The following is a 13,606-nucleotide window of genomic DNA, read 5'->3' as shown; positions in this document are numbered from 1 at the left end:
TGCAAAAGGCCGGAACCATAGTTCCGGCCTTTTTTAGATGCGTGATTTCGTTTTCGCCAAACGCCTTAACCCAACTGGAAGATACGCATGAAGGTCAGCACGTGGGGAATACTGCTGACCCGCAACTGACCGGTCATGAAGGCGGTTTGCGGATTGGCTTGACCGGCCTCGAGGTCCAGGAACAGTTTGGCGGCGGTATCCACCACACAATCGGCGGCGCCGCTTAGCCCCGCGGCGCTGGTGGCTTTGCCCTCGGCGACCTTAACCGTGTATTCGCCGCCACCCTCCCCTTCTATATTAAAGTGGAAGACCAAATCTTCACCAGACCAAAGCGCCTCGGAAAAACGGTCGGGCAACCGCGCGAACAACGCCGGTATCGAAGAGCCGTCTCCGGTGGCGGGTGCCGCGGCTTCGGCTTTTTCGGCGGCCTGTTTGGGCGCGGCTTCCGCTTTTTCGGCGGCCGGATCAGACGCGGCTTTGTTGAGTTGCTCCGCCTGATCACGATCCTTGTACACGGTTTCGTATTGGGTTTCGTCCAACACCATCTTGGCGATGATCTCGCGCATGATGGCCGAGGTCCCGCCGGCGATGGTACCGACCCGCGTGTCGCGGTAGGCCCGCGCAATCGGGTATTCCTCCATGTAACCGTAGCCACCGTGACATTGCAGGCAGCGGTCGATAATCTCGTTGCACAGCTCGGCGGCTTTCAATTTGATCATCGAACATTCCAGCACCGGCACCTCGCCCTGGTCGTACAACCAAGCGGTGTGGTACACCAATTGTCGCGCCGCCGCCAGTTCCGTCACCATATCGGCCATATCGTGGCGAATGGTCTGAAAACGCGCCACGGGTCGCCCAAATGCTTGGCGTTCGCGGATGTACTTGCCGGTGAATTCCAGCACGTAGTCGGCGGCGCCGATTGCCCCGACGGCCCCGACCAAACGTTCCAACTGGAAGCTCTCCATGATGTAGTAGAAACCGTGGTTTTCCTTACCGACCAAATTGCTCACCGGCACGCGCACGCCGTCAAACGACATCTCGGCGGTGTCCGAACAACGCCAGCCGATTTTGTCCAACTTACGCGCCTTAAAACCGGGGCGCGTGGTTTCAACCACGATTAAACTGATCCCGGAAGCACCGTCCTCGCCGGTACGGCAGGCGACCACGACAAAGTCGGCGTAGTAACCGTTGGTAATAAACATCTTGGCGCCGTCGATAACGTATTCATCGCCCTCGCGGCGCGCCCGCGTGCGAATGTTGGCCACATCGGATCCGGTGTCCGGCTCGGAAATGGCCAAAGCGCCGACGGCCTGACCTTCAATCGAAGGCACCAAAAACTGTTGTTTGATATCCTCGCTGCCGGCCTTGGCGATGTGAGCCGTTGCCATGTACTGCTGCACCGACACCGCGGCGGTAAAACCGCCCATGTTGCCGCGCGCCAATTCTTCCAAAAAGACAACCGAGTAAAAGAAATCGGCTTCCGAGCCCCCGTGGGCTTCCGAATGATTGATGCCCAGGTACCCTAGCTCGCCCATGCGGCGCCAGATCTCGCGCGGGATCATGTGGTCGCGTTCCCATAAATCGGCGTTGGGGGCCACTTCCTCCGCGACAAACTTACGCACCCCCTCGCGAAAAACATCGTGCTCAACGGTAAAATACGGCGATCTCAACCTCGTCCTCCCTTCCAAACGCCGGCGAAACCCGGCGTCAAACCAAACGCGGGCTCCCCAATCGGAACCCGCGCATCATCAGCATCTTGTGCATCGGTTACTGAAAGATCTCACCTTTGGCGGCCATGTCGCGCAACCGTTGCGGCACGGCAAAACGTTTGCCCCACTTGGCCTCAAGCGCCTCGGCGCGTTCGCAAAAGGTCTTTAGACCGACATCATTAATATACTGAAGGGTGCCGCCCTTAAAGGGCGCGAATCCCCAGCCGAAAATGCTGCCGATGTTGGCGTCGGCCACGCGGGTCAAAACGCCTTCGTCCAAACAGCGCACGGTTTCAAGCGCCTGCACAAACATCATCCGTTCCTGCATTTCAGCTTGGCTAAGCTGATCGGCGGCGAGCGGAAAATGCTTGCCCAACTCGGGCCACAGGTGTTTTTTGCCGTTGTCGGGATAGTCGTAAAACCCAGCCGCGGCTTTTTTGCCAGGCCGTTTTAGGTCCTCGACCATTTTGGTGACCACCGGATCGCCGGGGTGACCCTCGTGGGTTTTGCCCTCCGCTTCCATGTCCCGTTTGGTTTGCGAGAGGATGTTGTGGATCAGCGACAAACTCACCTCGTCGATCAACGCCAGCGGTCCTACCGGCATACCTGCTTCCAAACCGGCGTGTTCAATGGCGCGCGGATGTTGGCCTTCGCGCACCAGGGCCATGCCCTCTTGCACATAAGTCGAGAACACCCGCGAGGTATAGAAACCGCGGCTGTCATTGACCACAATCGGCGTTTTCTTAATCTGTTGGACGTAATCAAAGGCGCGCGCCAAAGTTTCCTCGGTGGTTTTTTCACCCACGATGATTTCGACCAGCGGCATCTTGTCGACCGGCGAGAAGAAGTGCAGCCCGATGAAGTTCTCGGGCCGTTGGGACGCCTCGGCCAAACCCGTGATCGGCAGGGTCGAGGTGTTGGAGGCAAAAACCGCGTCGGCTTCAATCCGCGCCTCGGCCTCGGCGGTCACCTTGGCTTTCAGTTCACGATCCTCAAATACGGCCTCGATGATTAAATCGCAGCCCTGCAAGTCGGCGGCGTGATCGGTGGTCAAAATGCGGCCCAACACCTGGTCGGCCTTCTCTTGGTCCATGCGACCGCGGTCCACGCGTTTCTTCACCAGCGCGCGGGTCACGTCTTTGCCTTTCTCCGCGCCGCTTTTGGCCACATCCTTGAGGACCACCTCAATCCCGGCAAGCGCAGAAACCGCGGCGATGCCGGCACCCATCATGCCCGCGCCCAAGATGCCGACCTTCTGCACCAAACGTTTCTCAAAGCCCTTCGGGCGGCTTTCACCTTTGTTGATGCGGTTGCGTTGGAACCAAAAGGCGTTGATCATGTTGGTGGCGGTTTGGCTGGTCGCCAACTGGGTGAAGTAGCGCGATTCAATGCGGCTCGCGGTGTCGAAATCGACCCAACTCCCCTCGTACACACAGGCCAAAATGTTTTTGACGGCGGGGTAATTGCCGCGCGTTTTCTGGTGCATCATCGAGGGCGCAATCGCCCACATTTGCGCGTTGTCCGGGCGCTTGCTGTCGCCGCCCGGCCAACGGAACCCTTTTTTATCCCAGGGTTTGGCCACGTATTTGTTCTCGCCAATCCAGGTTCGCGCCATCGCGACCAGGTCCTCCGGCGTTTCGGCAATCGCGTCGATGAAACCGGCCTTAAGCGCGGCGTCCACCTTCAGGTCTTTGCCTTCAATCAAATGGGGCAAGGCGGTTTGAATACCGATCATGCGCGGCAGACGTTGGGTACCGCCGCCGCCAGGCAACAAACCCAGCTTGACCTCGGGAAACCCAAACTTGGCCCTCGGATTCCGCAAGGCAACCCGGTAATGACAGGCCAAGGCCAATTCCAAGCCGCCGCCGAGCGCCGAACCGTTGAGCGCGGCCACCACGGGTTTTCCGAGTTTTTCCAAACGGCGCGCCAAGACTTTAAAGGTTTCGGTTAGGCGCATGACCGCCTCGGGTTCGTTGTTCGCGAACAGGTACTCCAGGTCGGCACCGGCGACCCAGTCTTTTTTGGCCGAGGCCAGCACCACACCCTTCAGTTCTTTATCCTGCTCCAGTTCATCAACCATTTTGGCAAAAGGTTCGAGCAGGTCCGGCCCCAAGACATTGGCGCCGCGGTCCTTGAGATCCAGGGTCAGCGTGACGATCTGGTTCTCATCTTTTTCATAACGAATCGACATAATTCCCCCATGCTCCACGAGCACAACCAGCACGCGGCGCGTCATCCATCACGCACCGGCTTCTTAATTCCTTAGTTGAGACGTTCGATCACCGTGGCGACACCCATGCCGGCGCCGACACACAAGGTCGCCAACCCGAGGGTTTGGTCGCGGCGTTCGAGTTCGTCGAGCAAGGTGCCGAGGATCATGGCCCCGGTCGCGCCGAGCGGGTGGCCCAGGGCGATGGCACCGCCGTTGACGTTCACTTTGTCGATGTCAATCGCCAGATCATTCACGGCTTTGAGGACCACCGCCGCAAAAGCCTCGTTAATTTCCCAGAGGTCGATATCGGCGGCGGACACGCCGGCCTTGGCCAGCGCTTTGCGGGAGGCGGGCGCGGGACCGGTCAGCATGATGGTCGGTTCGGTGGCGATGGAACCCACGCCGCGAATGCGCGCGCGCGGCTTCAAGCCGAGCCGTTCGCCCACCTCGTGGTTGCCGATCAACACCAGGGCGGCGCCGTCGACAATGCCGGACGAGTTGCCGGCGTGGTGGACGTGGTTGATGCGTTCCACGTGTGGGTATTTGCGTTGTGCCTGCACATCAAACCCCATTTCGCCCGGCATGGCGAACGACGGCTTCAGGCCGGCGATTTTTTCGGGCGTGGTTTCGGGCCGCACCGTTTCGTCGTGATCGAGGATCGTCAAACCGTTGATATCCTTAATCGGCACAATACTTTTCTCAAAACGGCCTGCTTCGCGGGCGGCCGCGGCTTTTTGGTGCGAGGCGGCCGCGTAGGCGTCGAGTTGGTCGCGCGAATAACCTTCCAGCGTGGCGATTAAATCGGCCGAAACACCTTGGGGAATAAACACCGTGTCGGCATTCACCAAGGGATCGAGAAACCAAGCCGCGCCGTCGGAGGACATTTTGATACGGGACATGGCCTCAACGCCGCCCGCAATCACCAAATCCTCCATCCCGGAGGCCACCTTCGCCGCCCCCAGGTTCACCGCTTCCAAACCGGAAGCACAAAAACGGTTGAGGGTTTGGCCGGGCACCGTGTCGCCCCAGCCCGCGTAAAGCGAGGCAATGCGGGCAATGTTGCCACCCTGTTCGCCAACCGGCGTCACACAACCCAGAACCACATCTTCAACCATGGCCGGATCCAGCGATTGCCGTTCCTTCAGAGCATGGAACAGCGGGACCAGCAAATCAATCGGCTTAACCTCGTGCAAGGAGCCGTCGGCTTTCCCTTTACCGCGAGGCGTCCGTACGGCGTCGTACACAAAAGCATCGTACATCACAAACTCCCTTTCGCGCGCGCCGGTGAAACGGGCATGGTGGCAAAAGGACCCCAACAGATGGGAAAAAAACCAAACAGGCGGCGAACGCAAAATCATTAGATAGTAGGTCTGTTATAGAACGCTGTTCGAGAGGCCGTCAAGAAAAACCCAGGGCTCGCCAAGCGGAAGTGGGACGGCGCGCTTGAGAAGGGATGCCGGCGAGGCGGCGGGACAGCCGTCCAGTCCGGGGTGCTTGACCCAACTCGGTGAGGCGCGCGTGAGAAACCGCGCCGGGCGAGAAAGCGAATTTTTGTGACAATCCGAAACGGCAAACCACTTGAGAAGCCGCGAACGAACGGCTAGGCTAAACGAAACGATGTTGATCCAGTGTGACGAAAGCGAACCGGCCCAAGCTTTTCGGGGCGGTAACTGAAACACGGGCAAAGGAGCCGCGGGTGAGTGACAACGAAAAACAACGCGGAACCGCCTTACGGCGCCGAGAAATCCTGGCCGCGGCCAGAAAACTGTTCAGCCGCCAAGGTTATGAAAAAACCACCATGCAACAGGTGGTTAAGGAAGCCGGAACCTCCATTGGCAACTGCTATTTTTATTTCAGCAACAAAGGCAACTTGCTCCAAGCGCTGGTGGAGGACATCACCCTCGAAATCAAGGAAGAGGCGGAAGCCGCCGTGGCCCAGGTCCCCAACGACGCCGTCACCCGGCTTTCGGTTTCGGTGTACATTTTGATTGCCAAGATCTTGGAGAACTCGGAAATTTCCCGCATCATTTTGTTAGGTTTGGGTCAACCCGCCTTGCGTGAGTCCACCTTTAATTACTACACCGCCGCGCTCAAGCGTTTTTTGGAAGAACACCCCAACTTGCTCGGTGACCGCCACGATTTGGCAGGCATCGACACCGAGCTGATGATCGAAACCTGGATGGGCGGTTGCGCCGCCGCCTTGGAAGCGGCGGTGACCGGCGAAGTACAACGGGACGCCCACCAAATTTGCCGTTTCCTGATTGCGTGGAACTTGCGTGCCGCGGGGGTCACCGATGACGAAATTAGCATCGGTTTGGCGGAACTCGAAAAGTTCGCCAAGCGCCGCGATACCGCAACCGCGGGTTAACGCGAATCCTTGCTCAGCCCGCGATTTACGGATTAAGCCCTAAGACCTAAATTGAGTGATTCTTGGCGGCGCACTTGCCCAACTCTCGGCGCGTCCCGCGCCGATACTTAAGCAATTGCATCCACCCGAATCGCACACTTTAGGTAAGAAAAGCAATTTGATTTAGGTACAATGGATGAGTTTTCTTACCCATTGCAGTGGTGGAGTCGCCTGTGACGCAAGAAGGTTTTACAGCCACGGCAACCCTGATGGACCGGCCCGTGCTGGTGCTCACGGTTGAGAGCGGCCCCGATTACGGAAAATCGACACGCTTCGATCAGCCGCGCATCACCCTGGGCCGCGCGGCCCACAACGATTTCACCATTCGCGATTTGTACGTTTCCGGCAACCACGGCGTGTTCCTCCGCAGCGAGGACGGCTTTTGGTTCAAAGACCTCAACAGCAGCCACGGCACCCAGGTTGAAACCGGCGGACACCAAGTACAACTGCACCGCGACGGCAAAAAACTCTCGCTGCTGCTCAGCAACAGCGGCACCCTGCGCCTGGGCGCCAGTTCCATCCACTTCACGGTCCAGCGCGTTTACCATAGCGAACAGGAAGCGGGCGCCAGCGGGTTCACCCTGACCCAAGCCTCGGCCGACCAGTTCATGGCCTCGGCCAAGCCCCGCGAGGCCTTGTCCCAGGAATTCAGCGCCAAAGACGCGCGCCTCAAGATTTTGTTTAATCTCGCCAACCGCCTCAACGGCCTCAACCATTTGGACCAAATCCTCGAATTGGTTTGCGAAGCCGCCTTCAAATCCTTTAGCGAAGCCAACCTCTTTTCCGTCAGCCTGAAACACGAACAACGCGGCCTGCAACCGATTCTCGTGCGTACCCGCGACCTGGCCGACGCCGGCCGCCGCGAGGTCAAAATGAGCCGCAGCATGTTGGAACGCGTGGTGCAAACAGGAGAAACCGTACTTTTTTTCCGGGGCGAGGAAGGCGGCGAAGAAGAAGAACTCACCGAATCCATCGTTCAAGCCGACATTTCCTCCTGTATGTGCGCCCCGCTCATCGGCCAAAACGACATGCTCGGCGTCATCATGCTCGACACCCGCCAGAGCAATTCCCGATTTAACCGAAACGATCTCAACCTGTTATGCATTCTCGCCAGCAACGTGGCTTTTGCCATCGAACGCGCCAAGCTCACCGAGGACATTTACCGTATGTTCGAGGGTTTTGTCGAAGCCTCGGTCTACGCGATTGAAGCCCGTGACCCGGTCACGGCGGGCCATTCCGAACGCGTCGCCAAGTACAGCCTGGCCCTGGCCGAGGCGGTCGACCAAATCCGCACCGGTCCCTACGCCAAGCAGCGCTTCACCTCCGGCGAACTCACCGAACTGCGCTACGCGGCGCTGCTCCACGATTTTGGCAAGGTCGGCGTGCGCGAGGGCGTGCTCAGTAAAAGTGAACGCCTGATCGAAGACCGCATGAAGCTGGTCGAACAACGGTTCGATTACATTCGCAGCATTTACCGCCAAAACCTGCTCGAGGACTTGGTGCGCGATTCCCTGGCCCAATCGATGCCCCCCGATCCCGAACTCTACACCCAAATCGACATGCGCGTGCGCGCCTTCACCAAACAGCTCGGTGTCGACCTGGCCTTCCTCAAGGAAGCGAGCAAAAAATGGAAACTCACCGTGGAGGACATCGCCGTGGTGCGCCGCATCGGCGGCCAACGCATCGCGTTACCCAACGGCAAAACCATGGACTTCCTCACCGCCGAGGAAGTCGACCACCTCAGTTCGCCCAACGGCACCCTTACCGAACGGGAATGGGAAGACATGCGTTCCCACGTGTCGCGCAGTGAAGAAATTCTGTTGCGCATTCCTTGGAATTGCGACCTCAAAAAGGTCCCCGAAATCGCGGGCGCCCACCACGAAAAACTCAACGGGTGCGGCTATCCACGTGGCATCAAGGCAGACGAGATCCCCGTCCGGGTTAGGATCTTGACCATCGCCGACATCTTCGACGCGGCCACCGCTTGGGATCGCCCCTATTGCGATCCGCTGGCAATCGAAGACACCACCCGCCTGCTCCTTCAGCAGGCGGATCGCGGCGAACTGGACCGCGACCTGGTCGAACTCTTCAAAGCCCAAGCCATCCCACGCCTGGAACACATGATTCCACGCGGTTAACCCGCATCACGCGGCGGCCCGCTTCAAAGCAGCCGTTACAACGGGGCGCGAACCAGGCGAAAACCCACGGTGCGCAACTTGACGCGGCGCGTGCGTTGGGCACGCATTCCCGAGGCAATCTCCTGGGCCGGGGTATCAAAAGACCCGCCGCGGATCACCCGCACGCCTTCACCCGCCACCAGCGGATCAATGCGTTTCTTGCCGCTATAGGGTTGGAAAATGTCCAAACACCACTCACTCACGTTCCCGTACATGTCGTAAAAACCCCAGGGATTGGGTGGATAGGCGCCGACCGGCGTGGTTTCTTTAATTTCCGATTCCTTAATATTGGCCGCGGCGACCGTGACCCCGGTGTCGAGGTAAACCTCGCTGTCCGTGCCCGCCCGGCACGCGTATTCCCATTCCGCCTCGGTCGGTAATCGATACACATAACCCTCTTCCCGATGATTCAAGGTATCGAGAAAATTAAGCACCTGCTCATAGCTCAAGTTCTCCACGGGCCGATTATCGCCCGCAAAACGGGCCGCCGCCGAACCGCCCATCACCGCGCGGTACTGGGCCTGGGTCACCTCGTAAGCACTCATCAAAAAAGGTTTGCTAATGGTCACCATGTGTTTGGCCGCATCGCGGGAATCGCGGTCACTCCCCATGCGAAAGGTCCCCGGCTCAACCCGCAAAAACACCATGCCCAGCGGGTTGGTGTAAATTCGGTTGATCTTTTGTTGGTAAACCTGAATTTCCAGCGGCGAATAAACGTCGGTCTCCGAAAGCTGATTCAGTAAATCCTGCGCCTCGTCTCGCTTGTGTCTGGCCAACGCGAACTTGAGGTTTTCGTGAATGGATTCAGCCTTTTTGCCGTACTCGGCGCGGACGGTTTCCACCGCGGCGGCCCAGGTATCAATCACCACCTTGTCGTTGGGCCAACGGTTGCGGTAATCGTCGTGCAAAAGCTTGAGCAACCGGTAATCGCCGCGTTTTTGCGCATCGCGAAACTGCACCTGCATGGTTAACTTGCGGGCCAAGGCCTCGTTCGTTTTCTGTTCGTTGGCATCCAAATTCCGCATCGCGTCCAGCAGCACAAAATGGGTGGTGGTGTCCGCGCCCAAGGTTTTGAGTTTGAGGGCGGCAATTTCCGCCTGAACCAAATTGCCCTCGTCAATATGGGTCAAAAAACTCTGCTGGAACACATCCTGCTGCTGCGCCGGCTCTTGTGCAGGCTCCGTCTCCGCGACGGTTCCCTCCGGCTCAAAGGTTGTGGCGTTCTCCATCTCCGGCTCGGCATCCGCGGCCACCCGCGCCGCCGGTGGTTCGTTCGGCACCGGTTGACCCGGTTCATTCTTGGTGCCACTCATTCCCAGGTAAAGCACCATCACCAAAAAGAGCAGGACACTCCCGGCCGCAACCAATTTTTGCCAATGAGCCACCCACCAATTGGTTTCATTGTAATAAGGATTGAGGTATATGGTTTTGGTCACGGTCGAATGACTTCCGTCGCCGTATTCCACCGCCTGGGGCGGTTGCTTGGCCGTATTGGACGGCGCCTTGGGTAAAAAATCCGATAGGGGACCACTCGCGAGCGGCAACGCCTTTAGGCTGGGACCGAAACCACGAATGAGTTGCGCTACAAACTCACTCGCCGTGCGATAACGGTCTTCTGGTTTTTTGGCCAACATCTTTTCAAACGCGGCCTGAAGCACCTCGGTCTCCGTGTCACGCGTTAACCGCGGAATCTGCAGATCGGGATCACTGTGAACCAAGTGGTAGAGGATTGAATTAAGGGTATCGCCGGGAAAGGGTCGTTTGCCGAACAAAAGCTGAAAGGCGATGATGCCGAACGAAAACAGGTCGGACGCCGCGGAAACCCCCGTACCGGTGATTTGCTCGGGGCCGGCATAACTCGGCGTCCCCAGAAAAACACCGGTGGTTGTCATATTGGAATCTTTGAGTCGCGCCAAACCAAAGTCGACAATTTTGGCCTCAAACTGATCGGTCACCAAAATGTTGGCGGGTTTGATGTCGCGATGAATCACGCCTTGCGCGTGGGCGTGGTCCAAACCGGAAGCGATTTGCTCCAGCAAAAAGACCCGGGAACGCAGCGGGATTTTCGGAACCACGGGAAACAACGCATCAAGCGGTCGGCCGGGAATAAACTCCATCACCAAAAAAGGATCGCTGTTGTGCATGCCGAAATCATAAATGCCGACAATATTGGGGTGGTTCAGCCGGCTGTTAACCTGGGACTCCACATCGAAACGCTGGCGAAAATTGGTAGGATCCTGCGAATACTTGGTCAACCGCGTATTGATCGTTTTGATGGCGACATCACGACGCAAATGGGGGTCAAACCCAAGGAGCACGGCACCCATGCTGCCCTGACCAACGAAATCGCGTACGAGATAGCGGCCAATAAATTCCTGTGTTTTGGCAGAGTCAGACATGACGGTTTGGTTATCTGTTGTTGATGGATTCGTTTGTTCTTTCGACATCAAAAGCCTAGCCAATCGAAGCGGCCCCTAAATTTGCCGGAATTATAACAAGCCGACACGGAGCAAAAGCAACTGTTTGGGTGGAAATTGAGCAAGCGCGAATTGGATCACGAAAAAAGTCAATAATCAAAAATACAACTTCCCGGGGAAACAAACCGAAATCGACCATAGGTCACACGAAACCCCAAATTCGCAACCGCGCTGGGCTTAGTTTAAACCACATCGCCAATAAAAACTCCCGTAAGACGGTCGCATTTCAGGAATTTTGGCTTTTGAGGTGAGCAGAGCCGCGCACGACCACCAAAAGGCGCCGCATCGAGCCAAGCACCTGGCGACAACTACCGAAACGCGGACATCCTGGAAGCACGTGCCGGCCCGCATTTCTCACTAGGCAGGGGATCTGAAACATCCCCTCGCAAAGCCAAGTGCGAGGACGGTCGTCGGCCCTTGCCTTCCTGAAACCTAAGAAGCACGGGATTCCCAGAGGAATTACGCGCCAACCTGGGTTTAGGTTTCACCTAAGAAGTGCGATAACTTGCGGTGTTTTTAGCTAAACCTCTGCGCTGCAACGGCCCGAAAAAATACTCACCGCACCCAGTGGGTGCGTGTCGTGCGCGACCCCGGCCCGCTTTTTCCTAGCCATTTCGCTCCAGATCTTCAGCCGAAACCCCTCGCTTCAGCGCCTCTTAGGTTTCACCCTCTTTCTCTTTGGCAATGTCTTTGGCTTTTAGTACCTGAAGATCAACCACCGGCTTGGGCGATACACGGTTTCCTCTGGCGGCAAAACCCTTTACGGCCAACTGAGAAAGATCAATCACTTCCTCGGTAACACGGGCACGCGCCTTGAGTGGAAAAAACACTTTAAAGATAGGTGCGGGATCCGGCTGAAACAGCAGTATCTTTACAGAGTCTTCAGGCAGATAAGTGTACTCTTTTTCCATAATAAACTTTTCGACTTTAAACCGTTTCATATAAGCAATACCCGATGTTTGCTCACGATAAACACAGTTAAAGGTCACATCTAAATCCACTTTATCGATATAAAGAATTTTTTCTTTAATGTACAGCTTCTCAACAACCGAAATCACCTTGAAGTACTTCTCGGTTATGACCAGGATTTTGTGGAACTGTGAACAGGCCACGAAATTTTTGGTTTTGATTTCGGTGCCGATGTAGCCGGTTTTGCGGTCATAACCTAACTTGAGGTCTTGGATCGCGACCTCGGTTCGGTCAACCGTCTCCAATTCAGTAATTTGCGTACGGCGCGGGAAGAATTTCCCGTATTTCTTTTTCAGATTTTTGATGTAGTTAATGGTGGTCGTGACCATATCGGCCAAAAGCGCGTTGACCTCGTCGATACGCGCCAAAATTGCCTCGATTTCCTTACGGCTTTTGTTAATGTCGAACCGCGAAATTCGTTTGATGCGAATTTGCAGCAAACGCTCCACATCTTCGTCCACTATGGCGCGAATCAATTGGGCTTCAAAGGGTACAAAGCCATCGTAGACCGCTTGGATCACCTTTTCATAGGTTTCCTGTTCTTCAATATTTTTGTAGATCCGATTCTCAATAAAAATCTGTTCAAGGGTTTTGAAATGGAGATTGTCCCGTAACTTGCCTAGTTCAATCTCCAATTCCAAACGCAAATCAGCCAGAAGTTTATCGGTGTTGTACTTCAGCACATCGGTCACGTTCATGATGTGCGGCTTGTTGTCCTCACGAATTAAGACCATTTGCACCGAATGGCTGATTTCACAATCGGTGAACGCATAGAGCGCTTCCAACACCTGATCGGCGTACACACCACGGGGCAAGCTCAGTTCGATTTCTACCGATTCGGCGGTGTAGTCCTGGATGGCACTGACTTTGATCCGCCCTTTTTTGATGGCGTTTTCGATGGAGTTAATCAATTTCTCGGTATTGGTACCGTAAGGCACCTCGCGAACAACCAAGTGTTTCTCGTCGCGGGCTTCGATGCGAGCACGAATCTTAATCTTGCCGTTGCCGTCGTCGTAATCGCGGGCGTCGATGGTGCCGCCGGTCGGGAAATCGGGAATCAGCTTAAATTCTTTGCCGCGCAAGTAGGCGACCTGCGCGTCCAACACCTCGTTAAAGTTGTGGGGCAGGATGGAAGTCGACATCCCAACCGCAATGCCCTCGGCCCCCTGTAAAAGCAGCACGGGGATTTTGGCGGGCAGGGTCACGGGTTCCTGGTTACGACCGTCGTAGGAAGGTTCGTAATCGGTAATTTCCTTGTTGAAAAGAACTTCTTTAGCCAAAGGCGTTAAACGGCATTCGATGTAACGGGCGGCGGAAGCGGAATCACCGGTGTAGATGTTGCCGAAGTTCCCCTGTTTGTCGATAAAAAATTCTTTGTTGGCCAGCACGACCAGGGCCGCAAAGATGGAGGCGTCGCCGTGGGGGTGGTACTGCATGGAGCGACCCACCACGTTAGCAACCTTGTTGAATTTCCCGTCCTCGACCTCGGACATGGTGTGCAAAATCCGTCGTTGCACCGGTTTGAAGCCGTCGTTGATATGGGGAATGGCCCGTTCTTTAATGACATAACTGGCATATTCGAGAAAATTGACATCAATCAGTTCACGCAGTTGATCCGCCATGAATTCTTCCTTAAGCACAAACGCTGAACGGGG

The 13,606-nt window shown here is 56.4% G+C and carries 7 protein-coding genes; 2 read left to right on the top strand and 5 right to left on the bottom strand.

Annotated elements, in window-relative coordinates; genetic code table 11:
- Positions 1-65: 65 nt before the first annotated feature.
- The 3 genes from J3U88_RS15575 to J3U88_RS15565 form a co-directional block, all read right to left on the bottom strand.
- Positions 66-1,670 (bottom strand): acyl-CoA dehydrogenase family protein, encoded by a 1,605-nt coding sequence (locus tag J3U88_RS15575; RefSeq protein ID WP_207859843.1) that lies wholly within the window; start codon positions 1,668-1,670, stop codon positions 66-68.
- Positions 1,671-1,767: 97 nt separating this feature from the next.
- Positions 1,768-3,900, bottom strand: a complete 2,133-nt coding sequence (locus J3U88_RS15570) for a 3-hydroxyacyl-CoA dehydrogenase NAD-binding domain-containing protein (RefSeq protein ID WP_207859842.1) — start codon at positions 3,898-3,900, stop codon at positions 1,768-1,770.
- 71 nt (positions 3,901-3,971) lie between these two features.
- Complete coding sequence (locus J3U88_RS15565; RefSeq protein ID WP_423842058.1) at positions 3,972-5,183, bottom strand: acetyl-CoA C-acetyltransferase; 1,212 nt, start codon at positions 5,181-5,183, stop codon at positions 3,972-3,974.
- Between the two features lie 434 nt (positions 5,184-5,617).
- On the opposite strand from J3U88_RS15565, the gene J3U88_RS15560 reads away from it, so the two are divergent.
- Together J3U88_RS15560 and J3U88_RS15555 are read left to right on the top strand one after the other, a co-directional pair.
- Positions 5,618-6,289, top strand: coding sequence for a TetR family transcriptional regulator (locus tag J3U88_RS15560; protein ID WP_207859840.1), 672 nt, complete (start codon positions 5,618-5,620; stop codon positions 6,287-6,289).
- 212 nt (positions 6,290-6,501) lie between these two features.
- On the top strand, positions 6,502-8,466 hold the full coding sequence (locus J3U88_RS15555) for an HD domain-containing phosphohydrolase (RefSeq protein ID WP_207859839.1): 1,965 nt from the start codon (positions 6,502-6,504) through the stop codon (positions 8,464-8,466).
- Positions 8,467-8,501: 35 nt separating this feature from the next.
- Here J3U88_RS15555 and J3U88_RS15550 read toward each other — a convergent pair whose 3' ends face one another.
- Together J3U88_RS15550 and J3U88_RS15545 are read right to left on the bottom strand one after the other, a co-directional pair.
- Positions 8,502-10,904, bottom strand: coding sequence for a bifunctional serine/threonine-protein kinase/formylglycine-generating enzyme family protein (locus J3U88_RS15550; RefSeq protein ID WP_207859838.1), 2,403 nt, complete (start codon positions 10,902-10,904; stop codon positions 8,502-8,504).
- A gap of 734 nt (positions 10,905-11,638) precedes the next feature.
- Positions 11,639-13,573 (bottom strand): DNA topoisomerase IV subunit A, encoded by a 1,935-nt coding sequence (locus tag J3U88_RS15545; RefSeq protein ID WP_207859832.1) that lies wholly within the window; start codon positions 13,571-13,573, stop codon positions 11,639-11,641.
- Positions 13,574-13,606 lie beyond the last annotated feature (33 nt).

The organism is Acanthopleuribacter pedis, from assembly GCF_017377855.1.
In the GTDB taxonomy this organism is placed as follows: domain Bacteria; phylum Acidobacteriota; class Holophagae; order Acanthopleuribacterales; family Acanthopleuribacteraceae; genus Acanthopleuribacter; species Acanthopleuribacter pedis.
The sequence above is the reverse complement of the archived record's forward strand: the minus strand, read 5'-3'. Positions and strand labels throughout refer to the sequence as shown.